This is a genomic window from Rouxiella sp. T17, assembly GCF_036663475.1.
Taxonomy (GTDB): domain Bacteria; phylum Pseudomonadota; class Gammaproteobacteria; order Enterobacterales; family Enterobacteriaceae; genus Rouxiella.
On sequence record NZ_JAWUEA010000028.1, the window covers coordinates 135,465 to 158,681 of the forward strand.

Below are 23,217 nucleotides of genomic sequence, written 5' to 3' on the forward strand. Positions count from 1 at the left end.
TAAGATTTATAGTTATCGAAATAATAGATTTGTTTGTAGTTAATAGCCGTCGCCAGTAATAGAATACTTGGCTTGATCAAAGCAGTGCGCATTATCAGACTGAGTGCAGGCGAAGAACTGAAATCAGCCGTCAGCTAAACCACTTTTGCTGCTAAACTTGCTCTGACTGGCTATTTTTTGAACTAGCCGCCCGTGAGGCCAGCCTTCTTCGGCTTTACTCATCCTTTACTGTGCGTGCCCAACCCAAGCTCTTGTTTATCCTCTTGTGTACGCACGAGGAAACACCTAAGTGAAAATGGCTTTCGTTCCATGGCTTAAGAATCGCAGGGATCTCCACGCCTCTCCGGGAATAGCGTCAACGAATAGTGATGACGAGCGCGAGATTATCCCTATCGCCGCCGAAATTTTCTCTGCCGAGCAAATGGAGCGTTTTGGGGCCAAACTTGCCAAATCGCATAAGCTTTCCACTAAAAAAGCGCCCTACTATTTACTTAACCGCCTGACTGAAAGTGAAAAAATCCTTTCTGATAACTGTAATATTCTTTCTGCTGGCGGCGAAAAAAGCATAGCGCCAGCGGGCGAATGGCTGCTGGATAACTTCTATTTAATTGAAGAGCACATTCGTCTGGTACGTCAGCTGCTGCCTAAAAATTTCGGTAAGGGTCTGCCAACGCTTGTCAGTCCGCAAAGTTGTCCACGCGTTTACGACATAGCCACCGAGGCGATCGCCCACAGCGACGGCCATTGGGACGAAACCACCCTCATACGCTTTATTCTCTCTTATCAGAAAGTGACCACGTTAACGCTCGGCGAACTGTGGGCCTTTCCGGGCATGTTACGTCTGGCGTTAATCGAAAATTTGCGTCGCATCAGTATCGAAGTCACCAAGGCGCAGCAGGAGCGTAATCTCGCCGAGTATTGGGCTAACAAAATTCAGGAAACCGCTGAAGAACGCCCTGCCGATCTCATTATCGTGATTGCCGACATGGCGCGCACCAATCCGCCGCGTACCAGCGCTTTCGTGGCCGAATTAGTGCGCAGGCTGCAAGGTCACGGCTCGATGCTGGCTCTGCCGCTAACCTGGATTGAGCAGCGACTGGCCGACGTTGGCCTGACGACCACCGAAATGATCAACCGTTTTAACCAGCAGCTGGCGCTTAGCCAACTGTCGGTCAGTAACAGCATCGCCGGATTGCGAAAGCTGAATGAAATGAACTGGGCCGATTTTGCCGAAAGCGTGAGTGAAGTGGAGAAAGTACTCCATCAAGATCCCGCAGGTATTTATCCCGCCATGTCATTCGCTACCCGCGACAACTACCGACATGTTATCGAAAAACTGGCCCGCCACTGCCACTTTAGCGAGCAGGAGATCGCCCGCCGCGTTATCGCTTTATGCAACGTAGCGGAAGAAGGCAGCCAGCAGCGCCACGTGGGCTATTATCTGGTCGATAACGGCCGCAGCGGCCTTGAAAGCACGCTCAATATTCGTTACACCCGAATGAACTATTTCCGCCATCAGATGAACAAAACGCCGCTGCTCTCGTGGCTCGGCAGTCTGAGCCTGCTGATCACCGCGCTGACGGCCAACCTGCTGTTTGAAACGCGTTTAAGCGGCATGGGCTGGACGCTATGGCTGCTGGTTATCCCTATCGCGATTTTATGCAGCCAGTTTACGCTGGATTTGTTAAATGAAACGGCGACCCGCAGCCGCACGCCAAGTCCCTTGCCCAGAATGGATTTTTCGCAGCATATTCCCGCCGAGTACAGCACGTTGGTCGCCGTTCCCTGCCTGCTTAGCAGCCGCGAAGGGGTTGATCGGTTAACTAGCTCGCTCGAAATCTGTTATCTCGGCAATAGTTTCCCGACGGTTTATTTCGCGCTGGTGGCTGATTTTCTGGATAGCGACAGTGCGGCAAGCCCAAACAATGACCTGCTGCTCGCCTATGCCAGCAGCAAAATTATTCAGCTAAATCGCCGCTACGAGCAAAGCACTGATTCGTCGGAAAATCGCTTTAGCCTGCTGCATCGCGACAGTTTGTTTAATACTTCTGAAGGTGTCTGGATGGGTCAGGAGCGCAAACGCGGCAAGTTGGCGGCGTTAAATCGCTGGCTGCGCGGCGCGCCAGATGAGTTCACTACCTGCGTCGGGGCAACTCAGCAGCAGCTTTCGGCAGTTAAATATGTCATCACGCTCGACAGCGACACGCTCTTGCCTCGCGATCACGCGCACCAGATGATTGCCACGATGGCGCACCCGCTTAATCGCCCAATTTACGATGCCGCGCTGCATCGGGTAGTTAAAGGCTACGGTATTTTACAGCCTAGGCTTGCCGAAGAGATCCCGCGTTACGGGCAAAGCCGCTATGCCGCCGTGAGCAGCAGCCAGCCCGGCACCGATCCTTATTCATCGATGGCTTCGGATATTTATCAAGACATATTCGGCGAAGGCTCTTTTATCGGTAAAGGTATTTACGACATTGATACTTTCACCCTCGCCAATGACAACACCTGTCCCGATAATCTGGTGCTCAGCCATGACCTGCTGGAAGGCTGTTATGCTCGCTCTGGCGTGTTGAGCGACGTGGTGCTTTATGAGCAGTATCCTTCAAGTTATTTAATCGACGTAGCGCGCCGCAGTCGCTGGATACGTGGCGACTGGCAGTTGCTTAACTGGCTTCGACTGCGCGTACGTCAGGCCGACGGCACCTTCTGCGCTAACCCTTTATCGGTGCTTTCGCGCTGGAAACTGCTCGATAATTTGCGCCGCAGTCTGGTCGCGCCTTCGTTTTTACTGATCCTGTTCACTGCAATACTTTGGGCACCTAATTCGCTGTATTGGCTGCTATTTATAACTGTTTTGCTGTTGCTGCCGAGCGCAATTGCCTTAGGGTTAAACCTGATGAATAAAGGCAAGCACATCCATTTGATGCCGCACTTTAAATCCGTCAGCAACGGCATTCTCTCGCGACTTGCGCGCATCGGGCTCTATATTGCCACCTTGCCACACGAAACCGCCTACACCTTGAAAGCGATTTTTGTGACCCTGTGGCGCTTAACTATCAGCCATCGTCATTTACAGGAGTGGACTAGCAGCGGCGAAACCGGCAAGCCTTATTTTTCGCTGTCGACGACGAATCTTTATCGCGTGATGTGGTTTAACCCGCTGGCCGGTGTCTTGCTGATAGCGTTAGTCCGCAATCACGATGCCGCCTGTTTAACGGCTGCCATTCCGCTGGGCGTGCTGTGGGTAGTTGCGCCACTGTTAGTCGGCTGGATGAGCAGAACGCCCGAGCAACCCGCTCCCAAGGTTTATCAAACTCAACGCACCTTCCTGCGTCGGGTTAGTCGCGAAACCTGGTCCTATTTTTCGGCCTTTGTGACGCCTCAGGAAAACTGGCTGCCGCCGGATAACTTTCAGGAAATTCCCGAGCCTAAAATTGCTCATCGCACTTCGCCGACCAACATTGGTCTTTCCTTATTAGCCAACCTGACGGCGATGGATTTTGGTTATCTGTCGCAGGGAAGCATGCTCACACGAACCGGTAACACGCTGGATACGCTAGATAAACTCGAGCATTATCGCGGTCATCTCTACAACTGGTACGACACGCGCACGCTGGCGCCGTTAAATCCGCGTTATATTTCCAGCGTTGATAGCGGCAATCTGGCCGGTCATTTGCTAGTGCTAGCCACGGGGATCGCGCGTTTGCGAAATCAGCCCGCGCTCGACGTACCGCAACTGCTGGCGGGTCTTGAAGACACGCTGCTGCTGTGTGAAGGCGAAGCGACGCCCGCCATGCGTGACGGTTTGTTCAAAATTCGCCGCTTCTGGCAACAGGCGGCAGAAATGCCGATTCATCAGCTCATGACGCCGCTTCAGGAGATGCAGCAGCGCGTCACCGATTTGCTGCAACACAGCAGTATTAATGGCCATTGGTTAACTGAATTGAATGCGCAATTAGCTGATTTTATTCAAGAATGGACGCTGCTTTTCGACTGGATGATTGCAGCGCCTTTAGACGACAAAATGCCTTCTCTGCTGTTGATTTCGCAAATGACGCTGGTCGCGCAGGTCAATGAAAATGCCCATCTGGATCAACAGAAAATCGGCCTCGCGGCGAATATCGCCCTAAAACGGCTAGCAGTGATCAACGAATTGGAGCTGCGTCTAAAAGATCATGCGCGGATGGACTTTAAATTCCTCTATAACAAGCAAACGCAGCTGCTGAGCGTGGGTTATAACTGTGAAAACAACAAGTTGGACAGCGGAAGCTACGATCTGCTGCCTTCCGAGATCCGCCTGACCAGCTATTTAGCCATCGCCACTAATCAGCTGCCCCTGAAAAGCTGGTTTGCGCTTGGAAGGCTGTTTACGCTGGTGGATAAGGAGCCGTCGCTGATGTCGTGGAGCGGCTCGATGTTTGAATATTTGATGCCGCAGTTGGTGATGCCGGTTTATCCCGGCTCTTTGCTGCTGCAAATGAGCCGCACGGCGGTGAATCGGCAAATCGCCTGGGGCAAAGAAAACGGCGTGCCGTGGGGAATTTCCGAATCCGCCTATGCCGCGTTTGATCCGGGCCAAAACTATCAGTATCGCGCATTCGGCGTGCCCGGTTTGGGCCTGAAACGCGGGCTTGGCGAAGATATGGTCATCGCGCCTTACGCGTCGGTGATGGCGTTGGTAGTTGAGCCGCAGGAGGCCTGCGAAAACTTGCAGCGGCTCGATCTTCTGGGTGCGCGCGGTAAATACGGTTTTTATGAGGCGCTTGACTACTCCCGTTCTCGACTGAATCACGGCGAGATCTTCTCGCTGGTACGCACTTATATGGCGCACCATCAGGGAATGAGTTTCCTGGCGCTGTCGCATACGCTGCTTAATGCGCCGATGGTCGAGCGCTTTGTGGCAAATCCGTGGCTGCAATCTGCCCTGCCGTTATTGCAGGAAAGAGTGCCAGACACGCCAACGATGTACAGTCCGCGTCGGCAGTTTGATACGGTCGACGCGCTGCAACCTGTCAGTGCGTCTTATCGGCAGTTTAGTCGCGTTGATAGCCCAACGCCTGAAGTTCAGCTGCTCTCCAACACCCAATATCATCTGATGGTGACGCAAGCTGGCGGCGGTTACAGCACCTGGCGTGACATCGCACTGACCCGCTGGCGCGCCGACGGAACCCGCGATAATTACGGCACCTTCTGCTATATCGCCGATCCGCATTCGGGCGAATTCATCAACAATACCTGGCAACCTGCGGGCAAGGCGATTGAAGGTAAAAAAGGCAGCTACGAGGCGGTATTTACCGACGCCGCCGCCGAATTTACTCGCGTTGATGGCACCTTGACGGTCCATACGAAAATCGTGGTTTCACCTGAAGATGACGTCGAAATTCGTCGTTTAACGCTCACGCATCGCGGCAAGCAGCCGCGCACGCTTGAAATCACCACCTATACCGAGGTCGTGCTTGCACCACTTGCCAACGATTTGGCCCATCGGGCGTTTAGCAATTTGTTCGTACAAACCGAGCTGGTCGCCGATCGTGAAGGTATTCTCTGCCATCGTCGGCCACGCGATGAGCACGAAGCTTGCCCATGGCTGTTTCATACCACGGCGATTCATGGTGAAACCGACAGGCAAACCTCTTTTGCTACCGATCGCGCGGCATTTATCGGACGCGGGCATACCGCCGTTGCGCCGCAGACCATGAATCATCCGGGCGCGCTGGATAACAGCGCCGGGCCGGTGCTTGACCCTATTCTTTCCATTCGTCAACGCGTTGAGTTAAAGCCGGGCGTGCCGCTGGTGATCGACCTGATTTACGGCATCGGCGAAACTCGCGAGCAGAGTCTTGGGATGATGGAAAAGTACCGCGATCACAATATCGCCGACCGCGTGTTTGCCTTTGCCCGTTCGCACAGTCAGGTCACGCTGCGTCAAATCAATGCCAATGAAGAGCAGGCCAATCTTTATAATCAGTTGGCCGGTTCGGTGATTTTTCCTAGTCCCGAGATGCGTCCGAATACGCAGGTACTTGACCGTAATCGACGCGGCCAGTCTGCGTTGTGGAGCCATTCGCTGTCGGGTGACCTGCCTATCGTGCTGCTGGTGATTACCCGTAGTGAGAATATTGCGCTGGTCAGCACGCTGATTCAGGCACACAGCTATTGGCGCTTGAAAGGGCTAGCGGTGGACCTACTCATCCTCAACGATTCTCACGAGGGTTATCAGCAAGACCTGCATAATCAGATTTTGCATCGCGTCGCCTCTGGCGCGGAAGCCAGCTTAATCGACAAAAATGGCGGTATTTATGTCCGCACCAGCGAGCACGTTGCGCCTGAGGATTTGATTTTATTCATGAGCGTGGCGGCGATTGTGATTGACGATCGCAATGGCGAGCTGATCGACCAGCTCAATAAAAAGGTTCAACCGGCGCAGAGCATTCAGTCCAAGCTGGTGCCCTTTAGTAACCTTCCGCCGCTTAATGCTCCACCGCGCGAATTTGATCCTCAGCATCTGACCTTTTTCAACGGCTTTGGCGGATTCTCACCTGACGGCCGCGAATACCAGATTCGTTTAACTCAGGATCAAAACACTCCTGCGCCGTGGGCCAACGTGATCGCCAACGATAATTTCGGCAGCGTGATTTCAGAAAGCGGGCAGGCCTACACCTGGTTTGAAAACGCCCACGAATATCGACTCACGCCGTGGGAAAACGACCCGATTAGCGATGGCAGCGGCGAAGCTTTCTATTTGCGCGATGAAGAGAATGGCGAAATCTGGTCGCCTACGCCGCTTCCGGTACGCACGCAAAACGAGTATTTCAGTCGTCACGGTTTCGGTTACAGCGTATTCGAGCACCGTCATCTCGGCATCGACAGCGAACTTACCGTGCTGGTGGCCGAAGAAGCGCCGGTCAAAATTTTCATTCTCACCTTGAGCAATGTGTCGGGCAGAACGCGCAGAGTATCGGTTACCGGCTATGTGGAATGGGTCATGAGCGACCTGCGTTCCAAATCCGCCATGCACATTGCGACCCGACCGGCGCGGGTTAACGGCGGCTGTGGCGTGTTGGCGACCAATCACTACACCGAAAGCGACAGCGAACGCACAGCCTTCTTTGCCGTCACCGGCGTGCACTGTTCGGTGTCTGGCGATCGCCGCGATTTTCTAGGCCGTAACGGATCCACCACCGCGCCCGCTGCCTTGCTGGTTGAAAGGCTGCCCGATAAAACCGGTTCCGGCCTCGACCCTTGCGCGGCGGTGCAGTCAGCCACCAAGCTTATCGATGGCGATCAGCGCACCTTTATCTTTGTGCTCGGATTAGGCCAAAACGGCCAGCATGCCGAGCAGCTTATCCAGCAATTTATGCAGGAAGAGGCGGCGCGTGGCGAGCTTGACCGCGTGCATCGTTATTGGCATCAGCGTCTCGATAAAATAGCCGTCACTACGCCAGAACCGGCGGTTAACCTGCTGGTCAACGGCTGGTTGCTGTATCAGACTCTGTCGAGCCGTATCATGGCGCGCAGCGGCTATTATCAGTCCGGCGGCGCGTTTGGTTTCCGTGACCAATTACAGGATACGTTGGCCCTTTCCCACGCCGCGCCCGAACGCATGCGCGAGCAGATTCTACTCTGCGCCGCACATCAATTTGTCGAGGGCGACGTTCAGCACTGGTGGCATCCGCCGACGGGTAGAGGCGTGCGGACGCGCTGTTCCGACGACTATCTGTGGCTGCCGCTGGCGCTGTGTCATTACATTGACGTCACCCATGATACGGAGGTGGCAGACCAGCTGGTGGGGTATCTTGAGACGCGGCTGTTAGGCCCGGAGGAAGAGTCTTTCTACGGCCAGCCACAGCCCAGTGCGTTGAGCGAAACGCTGTTCCTGCACTGCGTACGCGCGATTAAACACGGGCTGAACTTTGGCGAGCATGGATTGCCGCTGATGGGCAGCGGCGACTGGAATGACGGCATGAATCTGGTCGGCATTAAAGGCAAAGGCGAAAGTGTCTGGCTCGGTTTCTTCCTGCTCAACGTGCTGCAACGCTTTGCACCGCTGGCGGAACAGCTCGGCCAGCATGACATTTCAGCGCTTTGCTCTAGTCAGGCCAAACAGCTTAAACAGAACCTTTATGACCACGCGTGGGACGGCGAATGGTATCTGCGCGGCTTCTTTGACAGCGGCGAAACGCTCGGATCTCACCACAATCAGGAGTGCCAAATTGATGCGATTGCGCAAAGCTGGTCAGTGTTGGCGGGCGCGGAAGACCCCGAGCGCAGTCGTCAGGCGATGCATGCACTTGAACATCGGTTAGTCGACGAAGAGGTCGGCATTATCAAGCTGCTTACCCCTCCGTTCAACGATAACGGGCCGAATCCGGGCTACATTCGCGGCTATCTGCCGGGCGTTCGTGAAAACGGTGGCCAGTATACGCACGGCGCGATTTGGGCGGTGATGGCCTTCGCCGAAATGGGTGAAACTGAACGCGCATGGCAACTTTTTGCGGCGATAAACCCGATAAATCATAGCCTTGATGCCGATCGCGTTCATCGTTACAAAGTTGAACCCTATGTTATGACCGCCGATATCTATTCCGTAGAGCCGCACGTCGGGCGTGGCGGCTGGAGCTGGTACACCGGCTCGGCGGGCTGGGCCTATCGCCTGCTCACCGAATCACTGTTAGGCATTAAACGTCACGGCGCATTTATTTCAATAAACACGCGACTACCTGCCGACTGGCCCGAGATTTCCCTTAATTATCAACAAGGCAGTAGCCAGTATCAAATCACGGTTAAACGTGCCGAAGGCGACGCCAGCGTGGTAATTGACGGTGAAACCTTGCCCGACCTGTTGATCCCGATAAATGACGATGGAGAAACGCACGTTGTCGAGGTGTGGGTGGTATAAAAAATTATCGTGCTCACCGCATGGTGTTCCATGCGTTGTTTCATGCAGTACTCCATGCGATGAGCCGCTTCTTTTTAATCCTTGAGCACCTGCTGGAGAATGCCCAGCGCCTGCTTGAACTGCGCATCTGGAATGGTCAACGGATACAGGAAACGAATCACGTTGCCGTGGACGCCACAGCTTAGCAGCATCAGACCGGCGTCAAGCGCGGCTTTTTGATAGCGACGAGTGATCTCCGCCGATGGTTTGCCCGTTTGCGGATCGTTAAATTCGACGGCAACCATCGAGCCACGCGCGCGGATGTCGATCATTGCCGGACAGCCAGATTTCGCCTGTTGCAGCACTTCAACCAGCTCGGCGCCAAGTTTTTGCGCGCGTTCACACAGCTGTTCTTCTTCGATAATATTTAATACGGCCAACGCCGAGGCTACGGCCAGCGGGTTACCGGCGTAGGTGCCGCCGAGTCCGCCCGGCTCTGGCGCGTCCATGACTTCTGCACGACCCACTAGGCCAGAAATAGGTAATCCGCCGCCGAGGCTTTTCGCCATGGTGATCAGATCAGCCTTGGTGCTGCCGTAGTATTCCATCGCAAACATTTTGCCGGTGCGCGCGAAGCCGCTTTGAACTTCATCGGCCACCAGCAAAATGCCGTGTTGATCGCAGATTGTGCGAAGGCCATCGACAAACGCCTGCGGTGCGATATTGAAACCGCCCTCGCCCTGAATCGGTTCGAAAACGATGGCGGCAACGTCCTGCGGGCTAATGTCAGCGCGGAACAAATATTCAATGCTTTCCAGCGCTTCTTCTACGCTAACGCCCTGTTGGGCATTCGGATAGCGTGCGTGGAAAACGGAGCCTGGGAACGGGCCAAAGCCTTTTTTATAGGGCAACACTTTGCCGGTTAAGGCCATGGTCAGCAAAGTACGGCCATGAAATGCGCCAGAAAAAGTGATCACACCGGAGCGTCCGGTGGCTGAGCGGGCAATTTTTACCGCATTCTCAACCGCTTCAGCGCCCGTGGTAAAGAAAGTAGTTTTGGCTGCGCCGTCGATAGGTGCAAGCGTGTTTAAGCGTTCGGCGAGCGTGACATAGCTAGCGTAAGGCACCACTTGATAGGCGGTATGAGTAAAGAGGTCGAGCTGGGCTTTTACCGCCTCCACCACTTTCGGATGACGATGCCCGGTGTTCAATACGGCAATGCCCGCCGTGAAATCGATAAACTCGCGGCCTTGCTCGTCCCACAGCGTCGCGTTTTCCGCTTTGCTGGCGTAGAAGTCATACATTACTGACACGCCGCGCGGTGTAGCGGCCTTGCGACGCTGTTCTAATTCGTTCTGATCCATGCTGAACTCCGATTCATTATCATTTGAAAATACAACTGAAACGTTTTCGCTGCGAAACCCCAATCTTCTGTGTTACTTTTTTACCGCTAAACCGGTCCTATAATACAGAGCCAGTTCTTTTTATTTTGAGGTACCAATTGCGATCGCTTCTTTCTGACCTGATTTTGCATCGTCTCGAAAAGGCAACAGGCAACAATCTACATCAGCGGCTGTATCAGGCACTGCGACTGGCCATTCTGGATGCCAGCATCACGCCGGGTAGTCGACTTCCTGCTTCGCGCGATTTGGCCGCGCAGCTTGAAATCTCGCGCAATACGGTGCTTGCCGCGTATGAGCAGTTACAGGCGGAAGGTTACATTCAAACTCGTGCGGGCAGTGGCACGTTCGTTAATGCCGATTTACCGGAAGACGGTATTAATGCGGAGGCAGTGCCGGCCAAGCATTCGTCGTCAGCTAATCTCGGACAACTTTCAGAGCGCGGCGCAAAATTGCTGGGCCGCACGGGCGTTGCGCCACATCAATGGGGTGCGTTTATGCCCGGCGTGCCTGACGTTACCCGTTTTCCGCATGAAATTTGGCGCAAACTGCAAAACCGGCTGAATCGCAAATTGGATCCTCGTTATCTAAGCTATTCTCGCCACGGCGGTGGTTTAGCTTTGCAGCAGGCGCTGACCGACTATCTGCGCGTTGCGCGTTCCGTTAACTGTACGCCGGAACAAATCCTGATTACGGCTGGATCTCACGAGGCAATTGATTTGCTGGCGAAAGTGCTTTGCGATCAGGGCGATACTGCATGGATTGAGGAGCCGAGCTATTGGGGGATCCGCAATATTTTGTCGATAAACGGCGTTGTGATGCAGCCCATTCCAGTAGATGAAAACGGCATGGATCCGCCCGACATAGCGGAAAACCAAACGCCGCCGCGGCTAATTTGCGTGACACCGTCACATCAATACCCACTCGGTTCGGTGATGAGCCTTGCGCGGCGACAGCGGCTGTTATCGCTGGCCGTTCAACACGGCAGCTGGATTATTGAAGATGATTACGACAGTGAGTTTCGCTATTCAGGCAGCCCGATCCCCGCATTGCAAGGTTTGCAGCCCGACGCGCCGGTTATCTACATCGGCACTTTTAGCAAAACGCTGTTTCCGGGTATGCGTGTCAGTTACGTCGTGCTGCCGCGCGGGTTGGCGGCCAAACTGAAGATTGCACATTCAGAACTTTATCGCGGCGGCAATGGGTTAACTCAGCTCACGCTGGCCGAATTTATTCGCGAAGGCCATTATGGCGCGCACATTCGGCGCATGCGTTTATCCTATGGTAAAAGACGAAACGCGTTGGCGAAGATGATTGAACAAGAGTTAGGGAAAGAGTTTCTGTGTGAATTTAGCAGCGCCGGATTACACCTCATTTTAGCCTTGCCTGAACGAATTGACGACGTGGCGCTCAGCGCAGAATTGGAACAAAAAGGCGTACTGACCCGCGCGCTTTCTGGCTACTACATGCGCAGCACCTCGCGTCGCGGGCTAATTCTCGGTTACGGCTGTGTCGACATTCCGCAAATGGAAGCGGCGTTTAATATTCTATGTGCCTGCCTCAAGCAGCGGCTGTAGCGTTTAGTTAAGCTAACTTTTCGGACTGACGTCAAACTTGAAATACTCTTTGTTGAGTTTGGCGTAAGTACCGTCGGCCCTGATATCGGCAATGGCTTTATCAATCGAGGCTTTGAGCGGCTCGTCGCCCTTTCTTAATCCTAAACCCGCACCATTCCCAAACAGAGGTTTATCGATAACCTCTTTACCGTTTAACTCAAAACCTGCGCCCTGAGGCTTTTCCAGGAATGACGCAGTGGCAGAGGCGGCGTCATCTAAACTGGCATCTAAACGGCCTAGTGCCAAGTCAGCATAAATCTGATCCGGTGACGGATAAGAGACAATTTCCACCCCTTTTGGCCGCCAATATTGGTTGGCATAGGTTTCAAAAACCGAGCCCTGCTGTACGCCGACGCGCTTGCCCTGCAATCCTTCAGCCGTCGCTGAAAGCCCGGAATTTTTAGCCGTAATCAAATAAACCGGCGTGTTAAACAGCGCGGTTGAGAAATCGATTGATTTTTTACGCTCTTCATTAATTGACAACGAAGAGAGGATTGCGTCAAATTTTTTGGCTTTAAGGGCGGGGATCAGGCCGTCAAAAGTGTTTTCTACAAATACGCACTTCACCTGCATCTTCTGGCAAATAGCGCGTCCTAGATCCGCATCGAAACCGACAATTTGCCCCTGTGGCGTCTTCGATTCGAAAGGCGGGAACGTCGGGTCAATCCCCAATTTTAGTTCTGTCGCAACCGGCGCAGCGAAGACTTTACAGCTGGCCGCAATCATCAACACAAGCAGTGAAACTTTCTTCATTTATCTACTACCTCGGATTCGTTTGTTAAAACGCAAAATTCGTTGAAAACGGCTTGATTAACATAGCGTGATGGGTAACAGAGAGGTAATAGGCTTAACTTATGACCAGAGGGGAAGTGAGTGGAAAATCTTACTTTACTAATTCTGCCTATTTTAATTGAGTATTATTTGAAAATAACTTTCACTCAGACTCACCATTTAATTAAATTAAAAAACTAACAATAAATTTAATTTATTTTATTTTGTATTATTTAATAAAATTAATTCCGACATTCATTTATTCCATTAGGGATAAAGGCTGTTACACTGCGTGCGGGTGCTCAGGATCTTTCTGTTCTGAGTAAGTTGTATTTTTTATTTAAACAAGTTTTACTGAATAAAAAGTTTGCAGGGACCAGAAAGAGAAAAGCCCCGAATTAATTTTAATTAACTCGAGGCGGTCCCTTACGTCCACAAACTTAAGGTATCGCCTCACGTGCTTAAATGCAAGTAGAAGGAGATACAAATGCGGTATATGTCGTATGCAACGGTTATGATTGTGGCCTTTGTCTTTGGAGGTTTACTTGTCTTCACTAATTTAGGGGGGCAAGAGCTTCAGGAGATCAAAGTCAAAATCGGTTGGATTGAGATTGGCGCATTATACGTTCCCAAACCTGTGAGGTAACGCAACTTAACGGCGGGGGTTCGCTCCCGCACGTTGGGAGGTAAGTTACTTTAAAGTTGTGTGACATAGGTCTAAAAGCACCCGTTAATCCTTTCGCCAGCCTTCGGGCTGGCTTTTTTTTCATATTTTAAATATTAATTACACTCTTTTTATTTCACAAAAAATCGCTATTAAATTTTATTCATTTTATAAGTCTACAAAGCTAATTTAGTGTAGATATTTTTAATATAATAAATAATAAATACTAAATTGAATCGGTTAGATTTTAATTTTTTTGATGAGACAATTAGGAGGTGATATTTGTTTTATTACGAAAAAAGGCTGTTACACTGCGCGCGGGTGCTCAGGATCTTTCTGTTTTGAGTAAGTTGTATTTTTTATTCTATTAAGTATTACTGAGTAAAGAAGTTTGCAGGGACCAGAAAGAGAAAAGCCCCGAATTAATTTTCATTAACTCGAGGCGGTCCCTTCAGTCCACAAACTTAAGGTATCGCCTCACGTGCTTAAATGCAAGTAGAAGGAGATACAAATGCGGTATATGTCGTATGCAACGGTTATGATTGTGGCCTTTGTCTTTGGAGGTTTACTTGTCTTCACTAATTTAGGGGGGCAAGAGCTTCAGGAGATCAAAGTCAAAATCGGTTGGATTGAGATTGGCGCATTATACGTTCCCAAACCTGTGAGGTAACGCAACATAACGGCGGGGGTTCGCTCCCGCCAGTTAGGAGGCAAAATACTCTTAAGTTGTGTGACATAGGTCCAAAAGCACCCGTTAATCCTTTCGCCAGCCTTCGGGCTGGCTTTTTTTTATATGGGAGGTCAGGAATTCAATTTATGGTGCGCGGTTTTCCAACAATACTCTGCTGACGTAACGCGCGAATCGACGCACTCTTGCGCAGCAAATTTATGGCAAGCGCCAGCAGGAACAGTGCAGATTGAATGACGACGATGGTCGGCCCCGTCGCGGCATCAATATAAAAGCTGATGAAGGTGCCCGCTATGGCGGCCATCAGTGATGCGGTGACAGCAATCATCATCATTCGACTCAGCGTTTTACACAGAAGAAAAGCCGTAATTCCGGGTGTGATCAGCATCGCAACCACCAGCACCACGCCCACTGCCTGCAGTGCTGCGACAATGGTCATCGCCAGTAAACAGAGCAGCGTATAATGATAAAAACGGACCGGCAGCCCGACTACCCGGGCCTGGATCGGATCAAAACAAAACAGCATCAAATCTTTAAATTTCAGTAAAATTATCAGTGTGACAACGCCCGCAATGATCAACGTTTGCAGCATTTCGCCATCGGTGACGCCTAGCACATTACCAAACAGAATATGGCTGAGATGCTGTTCAGTGTTCACGCGTGAAAACAGCACCAAGCCGGCTGCAAACATGCCAGAAAACACGATGCCCATCACCGAATCCTCTTTTACTCGGCAGTGTTCTTTAATGAATCCGGTGGCGACGGCGCAAAATAGCCCTGAAACGAATGCACCGATAGCCAATGGAATGCCAAGCAAAAATGCCAGCACCACGCCGGGTAACACCGCATGCGAGATGGCATCGCCCATCAACGACCAGCCCTTCAGCACCAGAAAACAGGAGAATATTGCGCAGACAATGCTGGTCGCAACGGCGGTTATCAACGCACGCTGCATAAATGGAAAGCTCATTGGCTCCATGATCCACTCAATCATCAGGCTCTCCTTCTGGCATCGCGAAGACGAAAATGATTAATTAGATAGCCGCGTTTCGGCGCAAACAGAAACGCCAGAATAAACAGGCCAGTTTGCAGCGTGACAATCACCCCGCCCGTCGCGCCGTCAAGAAAATAACTTAACCACGCACCCACCGCGCTGCTTATCGCGCCAATGGTGACCGCAATGATCAACAAATGTGAAAAGCGATCGGTAAGCAGATAAGCGATGGCTCCGGGCGTTATCACCATTGCGATGACGAGAATGGCGCCTACGGTTTGCAACGCCGCCACGCTACAGGCGCTAAAAAGGGAGAAGAATATAATTTTGAGTTTGAGTGGCGAGAGGCCGATTGACACCGCGTGGGCCTCATCAAAAAATACCGCCAGCAAATCACGCCACACCACGCACAACACCAGCAGCGAGACGCCGACAATAATCTGCACCTGTAAAATGTCGGCCTCGTCGATGCCGAGAATGTTGCCAAATAAAATTGACTGCACGTTAACCGCCGTGGGATTAAGCGACACCAGCAGCAAGCCAAGCGCAAAAAAGGTTGAGAAAACGAAACCAATAATTGCGTCTTCTCGCAGCCGGGTGTAATGGCGCAACAGCGTCATGGAAAGCGCGGCTAAAATGCCCGTGCAAAATGCGCCAATTGCATACGGAAATCCTAACGCGTAAGCCCCCGCCACGCCTGGCACCACGGAGTGTGATAACGCATCGCCCATCAACGACCAGCCTTTTAGCATCAAATAGGCCGAAAGAAATGCACACACCGCGCCCACGCCTGCACTTACCCAAATGGCCTTGAGCATATAGTTGTATTGAAAAGGCTCCAGCAAGAGTTCGATCATTTGACCAACCTTACCGGCGACGCCGTTTCATCAATAGTTGCGGCTTCAGGCGCAAAATAGGCCATGTTACGCAGCGCGCCGCCAAAGGTATCTTCAAGATTTTTACGGGTGAATGTGGTGTCGAGCGGCCCGTTGGCAATCACTGTTTGATTGATAAGCACCACGCGATCGCAGAATTCCGGCACGCTGGCGATATTGTGAGTCGAGACAAGAATCAAATGCCCCTCCTCGCGCAGCTGGCGAAGGAGAGCAATAATTGCGTTTTCGGTTTGGATATCAACACCGGTAAAAGGCTCGTCAAGCAACATTACTCGCCCCTGCTGGGCCAGTGCGCGGGCCAGAAATACCCGTTTTTTCTGTCCGCCCGACAGTTCACCTATTTGTCGCTGCGCTAACTCACTCAGCCCGACTCGCTCAAGCGCCGACGCCACCTGATACTTATCCTCTTTGCCGGGAATGCGCATGAAATTCATCTTGCCGTAACGACCCATCATGACGACATCTTGCACCAGCACCGGGAAATTCCAGTCAACTTCTTCCGACTGTGGTACGTAAGCAATAACATTATCTTTCAATGCATTGGACACTGAAACGCCGTCGAGCGTGACGCGCCCTGTGGTAGGTCGCAGAATACCCATTATCGTTTTAAACAAGGTCGATTTTCCGCTGCCGTTCACCCCAAGCAGCGCACAAATCGAGCCGCCACTCAGCTGGAAACTGGCGTCGCGGATTGCCATGTGCCCGTTGTTATAGGTCACGCCGATATTGTCTACATTGAGGTCAAGCCTGGCTTCGTTCATTGTCCAAACCCTTCTGCAATCGTGCCTACGGTCACTTTTAACAGATCGATATAGGTAGGAACCGGGCCGTTTTCGTTAGAAAGCGAATCCACATAAAGCACGCCGCCATATTTCGCGCCCGTTTCTTTACTCACCTGTTTCGCCGGTTTATCTGAAATCGTACTTTCACTAAACACTACGGGAATATTTTGCTGGCGTACCAAATCGATCAGCTTTTTAACCTGCTGCGGCGTGCCCTGCTCTTCGGCGTTAATCGGCCAAAGATAGGCTTCTTTCAACGCGTAATCTTTTGCCAAATAGCTAAACGCCCCTTCGCTGGTGATGAGCCAACGCTGCTGGGCGGGAATTTTGGCCAGCCTTTCTCGCAGCGGCGTATCCAGCTGGCTAAGTTTTTCGGCGTAAAGTTTGGCATTCTGGTTATAGGTCGCCGCGTTGGAAGGATCGTATTTCACCAGCGCAGCGCGAATATTTTCGACATAGACTCCCGCGTTTTTCGGCGACATCCAGGCGTGAGGATTAGGATTGCCGAGGTACGGACCTTCTTTAATGGGTAGCGGCGCTATGCCTTCGGTGACCGTAGCGGAAGGAACGTTTTTGATATTTTCAAAGAAACGGCCAAACCAGCGTTCAAGATTGAAGCCATTCCACAGGATCAAATCAGCCGATTGCGTTTTAACAATGTCGCGCGGCGTAGGCTGATAATCGTGGATTTCAGCGCCCGGCTTGGTGATTGACTCTACTATCGCCGCGTCGCCTGCCACATTTTGCGCGATATCCTGAATCACCGTGAAGGTGGTGACGACCTTAAACTTCTTTTTTTCTTTGCCGTCCTCGGCAATCGCATTGCCACTTATCATCGAGACAATCAGGCCCAGCAGGAACAACCGCAGTTGAAACGGTGAACGACCATACATTTTCAAGATAGTGCCGTTTTTCATGATAACGCTCCCTGCACCTTGCATGCGATAAAACGAGGATTTATTGAACATGTATAGCATAGGCTATATTAGTTAGCCAAAGCAAAGTTATCAAAAATTGGTGGTTGGTCGCACTTGGTTTACAATGCTTTGCATTACCGCGATGTTTAGGCGTGTAATTGAGGTCAAAAAAAAGTAAAAAGCCATTGAGCAAGAAAAGGCGGGCGTAGTGAAAAATAAAAAAGTAGGTCCATTGCTGGATGTGGAAGAGCACGCTCAGGGCTTTTTACAGGTGCGCGAGGCGCATCGTCGGGAATTAATGGATGATTATGTTGAGCTGATTTCAGATTTGATTCAGGAATTTGGTGAAGCACGACAGGTAGATTTGGCCGCGCGCCTGGGGGTTTCCCAGCCGACTGTAGCTAAAACGTTAAAACGCTTGGCCAGCGCGGGTTTGGTTCGCCAATTACCTTATCGCGGCACCTTTCTTACTCCTGAAGGGGAAAAGCTGGCGGCTGAAAACCGTGAACGACACAACATCGTTGAGAATTTCTTTATTGCTTTGGGTATCAGCCCCGAAACCGCCCGTTTGGATTCTGAAGGTGTCGAGCATCATGTCAGCGACGAAACGCTCGGCGTATTTAAACGTTTCACTGAACAGCAAAACGCGGCGAAATAATCCCGTATCAGTGTAAACTCTTCTGAACAATTAATGAAAAATCAGAAAAAAGTCAGGAAGGCATCAGCACCCTTCCTGACTTTTTTGCTATTCAAGGTGATAGAATTTTGTCAGCTAACAAAACGCCGTTGATGCGACCCACGTTGGGTATTATCAGGTCGTTGAAAAGTCGGGTTTTACGCAGGATTTGATGTGGGAAAACGCCATTGGAACAGGCGATTTACAATAAAACCGGTTCAACCGGCGGATTCTCAACCTATGCGCTGTTTGTGCCGGTCAAAGAGATGGGCATCGTGATTTTGGCCAACAAGGCTTATCCAAACGAGGCGCGAGTAAAGGCCGCCTATGAGATTTTGGCGGCCCTTAATCACGGTTTTTAGCAGAGTTAAGACCAGTATTTATTCTTGCTGGTTTTACCTATTCCGGGGTTGCAGCTGTTGGTCGGATCTAGCTGGCGCAGGTGCTGTTCATAATCATTCGAGGCGTAATACTGGTGGCCGACATTGTGTTCGGCCGGATATTTCGCGCCGCGTTGGTCGAGATATTCCAGCACCTCGTGCTTGAATTGCACCGGATCGACGCCGGGTTTGAGAATGTAATCCTGATGATTGACGAAGCAGAAGAAATGGCCGCAGCAGGCGTCTTCCAACACTTGAGCCTGTAAGTGCGGCGGTAAAACGATGCGCCATTGGTCGTCGTTGCGGCGCAGCGCTACGTCAAACGCCATTAAACGTTCATTGGCATCGATACCCATGTAGTCGCAATACGAAACCGTGCAGCCGCCAACGCCGAAACGCACCAAAAAGGCGTCTTTTTCTTCGCGTTCGTTACAGGCAAAAAACTCACCGCTTTTAGCCGCAAAGAATTGCCCCAATAAACGCTGAAGCTCGCCCGCATAGCGCACTTCCGTTTTAATCATTAAATGATGTTCGAACTTATCGCGATAATCCAGAATGCGTTTTGCCACCCGCTTCGGGGTCAGATTATTGACCTGATGCAACACTTTATCGACAAAGTTAAGCGGCAGGAATTTGGCTTTTTTGACTCTGACATCCCACTGGGCTTTTTTGGCCATCAGCGAAGGCAAAGACTCCGGCCCTAAACGATCGATAGCCCAATAGACGTGCTTGGAATATTTAACTGTTAAATCAAAGCCGTTGCGGTGGATATATTCTGCCTGCTGTGGCAACTCTTGTAAGTTTTGCAGCAACAGACGGCGCAGATCGACCAGCTCTTTTTCGTCGTTGGTGCCGATATAAAAAGTCTGCGTTTCATCGCCACGATCAAAAGTTGAAAGGCGTACCGCGAATACCGCAACCTTACCCGCGCTGCCCGAACTGTCATGCAAATATTGCACGTTGCCGTTAAACCGCGTCGGGCTGTTAGCCTCAACATCGCGGATAACCGTGGCGTAGTCGTCGGCCCAGATTTTGCCGTCCCAATCCGGTTCCGTGCCGGTGGTGTAAGCCTGTTTTTCTAAATTCGCTATCATCTCTTCGGGCGTATTGCCAAGGAACACGCCAAGGTGATTGACCAGCGAGAGGCTGCCATCCTGATTAATCTGCGCAAACAGCGATTTTTCGGTAAAGGCTGGACCACGGCGAATCAGCGAACCGCCCGAATTATTGCACACGCCGCCAATTACCGACGCGCCGATACAGGAGGAGCCAATAACCGAATGCGGCTCTTTTTGATGAGGCTTAAGGGCTTTTTCTAGCTCCGTCAGCGTACTGCCCGGAAAGGCAATCACCTGCTGTGCGTCGTCGATAACCTGCACACCTTTAATAAGGCGCGTGCTGACGATGACAACTTCACGGTCGTAATCATTGCCATCGGGTGTAGAGCCACCGGTTACGCCGGTATTGGCCGCCTGCATTAAAATAATCTTATCGCACGCGACGCAGGCTTTCAGCACCTGCCACAGTTGCAGCAGCGAATTGGGGATCGCGACGGCCAGCGCCTGTCCGTGCCCCACGCGATAACCTTTGGTGTAATAAAGTTTGTCGTTTTCATTGGTGATCAGCTGCTCTGACGAAAGTATTTGCTGCAGCTGCGAAATAATATCTCTGTCCTTCTCCATAAGACCTTCTCCAAAGGCCGCGTCATGCTCGCGGCGAGTGTAATGCTTTAACAGCCGATTTACTTTTCTATCAGCCGATTAACAATCCAATCAACCATAAGATGTTCTGAAAACTTTATTTAAACTAAAACGGCGCTTCACCCTTTAATACGCGGGCGATCACATTTAACGCACCCTGCTGATTATTACTTTCAGTGGAATAGGCCGCAACCTTTGCCACCGCTGGGCTGGCATTGGCCATCGCGAAGCTGAAAGCCGCGTGACGCAGCATTTCGATGTCATTATCGCTATCGCCGATAGCGACCACATTATCTTCATGAATTCCCCAGCGCGCCTGCAACAAACTCAGGCCGTTAGCCTTATGCAAACCGGGTACGATGAGATCGATAAAGCCGAAACCGCTGCTCACCGGCTGCGTAATATCGCCGACTTCAAGCGCCAGCTTTTTCAGTAAGGTCGGGATAACATCGTTTTGCACGCCCAGTGAAAACTTGAAGATAACATCTTCAACCGTCGAGAAATCCTCGACTTTTTTCAGCCGACGGTAGTGATTCGACATCTTTTCAACGATCTCCTGCGGCATGCTGGAATGCGCGTAGGCACTGTTTTTGCCGCAAACCACCAGATTAATCTCGGGAATGTCGGCCAACAATTCAAGGATCCGGCTGACCTCTTCATCGGCGAATTTTCCGCAATGAATCTCTTCGCCAGCGTCTACCACGTAGGCTCCGTTTTCGGCGACAAAGCCAATTTCATGCTGAATTTCGGGAAAGTAATGCACCAACTGGTAATACTGATTGCCACTGGCGACCACAAAGCGGATATCTCGCGCCTTGAGTTCGGCATAAAGCTCTAGAAAGCGCGCTTTGTCATACTGTTTTTCGTCGTTTAAAAAGGTGCCGTCCATGTCTACAGCGATCAACTTTATTGGATTAGTTGTTGGATTAGCTGTTGGATTAGTTGTTGGATCATTTGTTGGAGTAGTCGTTGGCTCGTTTAATGGCTTGAGTGTCGGCATAGGGATTCCATCGGTGGCAAATTAAATAAGATTTAAATTCGTTGATCGTTGAGTCAACGTGAGGTCAGAGAGTAGCAAACCCCCTGTTAATCCTCTAAGCAAAACTTGGCAGCCTCTGAATTTTGTTTGATTTGCCCCCGCATTTTGGCTTTTATTTAAGCGATATTTTCCCGCTTATTTATTGTCATCACTGGGCTTAATGAGATCCAGATCACATTTATAATAATAGCTACCAACCCGGCAATAGAGCTAGAGCCACGATTGCCATTTAACCCTCTGTTTTATAGAGCCATTTTAAAGTTCGAGCCTGTTATTTTAAGTGTCGCCAATTATTGCCATCGCTTGTCTTACATTAAAGTTTATGTAATCTTTCGCTCGCAAAAAAATGTGCGCTACGTCACTTTTCAGCGGGCACAAATTTTTACCACTTAAAAGAAAGCCATCAGGGTCAGATAACGATGCTCACTCAGCATCGGCATTTTATCGTCAAGTCAGAAGCGCCTTCGGGTCGGATAATCTGACAGTTATAGGTAACAGGAATTTACATGAACGACAAAACTACAAGTTACAAAGGGCCTTTGGCTCTGCTAACGGCGTTATTCTTTATGTGGGGATTAATTACCTCGCTGAATGATATTTTGGTCCCGCACCTGAAATCGCTGTTCGAATTAAGCTACGTTCAGGCCTCGCTGGTTCAATTCTGCTTCTTCGTTGCCTATTTTGTGATGTCTTACCCTGCGGGCAAGGTGGTCAGTAAATTTGGCTATAAGGCCGGGATCATTATTGGCTTGCTGGTTGCCGCAGCGGGTTGCGTGCTGTTTTACCCTTCTGCTTCGCTGCGTTCGTATCCACTATTTTTACTCTCGCTGTTTATTCTGGCCTCCGGCCTGACCCTGCTGCAGGTGGCTGCCAACCCGTATGTCAACTCACTCGGTAGCGCCGAATCTGCGGCCAGCCGTTTGAACCTGACGCAGGCTTTTAATGCCCTCGGCACCACTATCGGTCCCATTTTGGGCGGCATGTTTATTCTTTCTGCGGTAGTGCTTGGCGCGGATCAGATTAATCAACTGCCAGCCGACCAGCTGCAACAGTATTACGCCAGCGAATCGTCTTCGGTACAGATGCCTTATCTGGTGCTGACTGCTTTACTGATCTTGATCGCTATCGTCATTAAATTCAGCAAGTTGCCCGTGCTGAGCAATGAGATTGAACAGGATGATGGTAAAGACCATTCGCTTTGGAAGAAGAAGCATCTGGTTCTGGGCGTAATCGGTATTTTTGCCTATGTGGGTGCAGAAGTGTCGATTGGCAGCTACCTGATAAGCCTGCTGGAACGTCCTGATATTGCAGCACTTTCTGCGGTAGAAGCGAGCCACAAGCTGGCGCTTTACTGGGGCGGCGCAATGGTCGGACGCTTCATCGGCAGCGTGCTGATGACCCGTATCAAAGCCAACCGTCTGCTGGCGTTTAACGCGTTTATCGTGGTGTTGCTGATTGCCTCGGCGATTCTGATGCGCGGCACGTTCAGCATGTGGGCGATTCTCTCTGTTGGCTTGTTCAACTCCATCATGTTCCCGACTATCTTCTCGCTGGCGCTGAATCGTCTGGGCGGATTGACGGGCCGCGCGTCTGGCGCACTGTGCATGGGGATTGTGGGCGGCGCGATTATGCCAATCGTTCAGGCTGCCGTCGCCGACCACGTTTCTTTGCTGGTTTCTTTTGTCGTACCGCTGGTGTGTTACCTCTACATCGCCTGGTACGGCTGTAAAGGCTATAAACCGAGCCATTAATTTTTGCTAAATTAACTAAAGAAATGCGCCTTGCGGCTCTCATTACGAGAGCCGCAAATTTT

General features: G+C 51.2%; 13 protein-coding genes and 1 pseudogene. 6 read left to right on the forward strand and 8 right to left on the reverse strand.

Annotated elements, in window-relative coordinates:
* Positions 1-289 precede the first annotated feature (289 nt).
* A complete protein-coding gene (locus tag SC206_RS09710) occupies positions 290-8,902 on the forward strand; it encodes a GH36-type glycosyl hydrolase domain-containing protein (protein WP_442976058.1) in 8,613 nt (2,870 codons plus the stop codon).
* A gap of 74 nt (positions 8,903-8,976) precedes the next feature.
* On the opposite strand, the gene SC206_RS09715 is transcribed toward SC206_RS09710, so the two are convergent.
* Entirely contained in the window at positions 8,977-10,245 is a 1,269-nt protein-coding gene (locus SC206_RS09715; RefSeq protein WP_332736600.1) for a 4-aminobutyrate--2-oxoglutarate transaminase, read from the reverse strand.
* Between the two features lie 137 nt (positions 10,246-10,382).
* Here SC206_RS09715 and pdxR point away from each other — a divergent pair, with 137 nt between their 5' ends.
* Positions 10,383-11,858: a MocR-like pyridoxine biosynthesis transcription factor PdxR gene (gene pdxR, locus SC206_RS09720; RefSeq protein WP_332736604.1), complete on the forward strand. Its 1,476-nt coding sequence runs from the start codon at positions 10,383-10,385 to the stop codon at positions 11,856-11,858.
* Positions 11,859-11,870: 12 nt separating this feature from the next.
* Here the strand turns inward: pdxR and SC206_RS09725 are convergent, their stop codons facing one another.
* The 5 genes from SC206_RS09725 to SC206_RS09745 all read right to left on the reverse strand — a co-directional run bounded on the left by SC206_RS09725 (position 11,871) and on the right by SC206_RS09745 (position 17,609).
* Entirely contained in the window at positions 11,871-12,650 is a 780-nt protein-coding gene (locus SC206_RS09725) for a transporter substrate-binding domain-containing protein (protein WP_332736606.1), read from the reverse strand.
* 1,491 nt (positions 12,651-14,141) lie between these two features.
* Complete coding sequence (locus SC206_RS09730) at positions 14,142-15,014, reverse strand: metal ABC transporter permease (protein WP_332736609.1); 873 nt, start codon at positions 15,012-15,014, stop codon at positions 14,142-14,144.
* Positions 15,014-15,871: a metal ABC transporter permease gene (locus SC206_RS09735; protein ID WP_332736611.1), complete on the reverse strand. Its 858-nt coding sequence runs from the start codon at positions 15,869-15,871 to the stop codon at positions 15,014-15,016. The genes SC206_RS09730 and SC206_RS09735 overlap by 1 nt, the downstream gene beginning before the upstream one ends.
* Positions 15,868-16,671, reverse strand: a complete 804-nt coding sequence (locus tag SC206_RS09740; RefSeq protein ID WP_332736613.1) for an ATP-binding cassette domain-containing protein — start codon at positions 16,669-16,671, stop codon at positions 15,868-15,870. Before SC206_RS09740 ends, SC206_RS09735 begins: the two co-directional genes overlap by 4 nt.
* A complete protein-coding gene (locus SC206_RS09745) occupies positions 16,668-17,609 on the reverse strand; it encodes a metal ABC transporter substrate-binding protein (RefSeq protein ID WP_442976059.1) in 942 nt (313 codons plus the stop codon). The genes SC206_RS09740 and SC206_RS09745 overlap by 4 nt, the downstream gene beginning before the upstream one ends.
* Positions 17,610-17,817: 208 nt before the next feature.
* Between SC206_RS09745 and mntR the strand changes: the two genes are divergently transcribed.
* The gene (gene mntR, locus SC206_RS09750) at positions 17,818-18,267 is read left to right on the forward strand and encodes a manganese-binding transcriptional regulator MntR (protein ID WP_332736615.1); all 450 of its coding nucleotides are present in this window, start codon (positions 17,818-17,820) and stop codon (positions 18,265-18,267) included.
* 209 nt (positions 18,268-18,476) lie between these two features.
* Positions 18,477-18,647 (forward strand): annotated as a pseudogene (locus tag SC206_RS09755) (serine hydrolase); the annotation flags it as partial.
* Positions 18,648-18,652: 5 nt separating this feature from the next.
* Here the strand turns inward: SC206_RS09755 and dld are convergent.
* Together dld and SC206_RS09765 are read right to left on the reverse strand one after the other, a co-directional pair.
* Positions 18,653-20,347 carry a D-lactate dehydrogenase gene (gene dld / locus SC206_RS09760; RefSeq protein ID WP_332736617.1) on the reverse strand — a complete coding sequence of 565 codons (1,695 nt, stop codon included), beginning with the start codon at positions 20,345-20,347 and terminating at the stop codon, positions 18,653-18,655.
* Positions 20,348-20,471: 124 nt separating this feature from the next.
* Positions 20,472-21,254, reverse strand: coding sequence for a Cof-type HAD-IIB family hydrolase (locus SC206_RS09765; protein WP_332736619.1), 783 nt, complete (start codon positions 21,252-21,254; stop codon positions 20,472-20,474).
* Between SC206_RS09765 and SC206_RS09770 the strand changes: the two genes are divergently transcribed.
* Both SC206_RS09770 and fucP read left to right on the forward strand, forming a co-directional pair.
* Positions 21,253-21,390: a hypothetical protein gene (locus SC206_RS09770; protein ID WP_332736621.1), complete on the forward strand. Its 138-nt coding sequence runs from the start codon at positions 21,253-21,255 to the stop codon at positions 21,388-21,390. The two genes, SC206_RS09765 and SC206_RS09770, sit on opposite strands and share 2 nt — an antisense overlap.
* Before the next feature lie 520 nt (positions 21,391-21,910).
* Positions 21,911-23,155 carry an L-fucose:H+ symporter permease gene (gene fucP / locus SC206_RS09775; protein WP_332736623.1) on the forward strand — a complete coding sequence of 415 codons (1,245 nt, stop codon included), beginning with the start codon at positions 21,911-21,913 and terminating at the stop codon, positions 23,153-23,155.
* Positions 23,156-23,217: the final 62 nt, after the last annotated feature.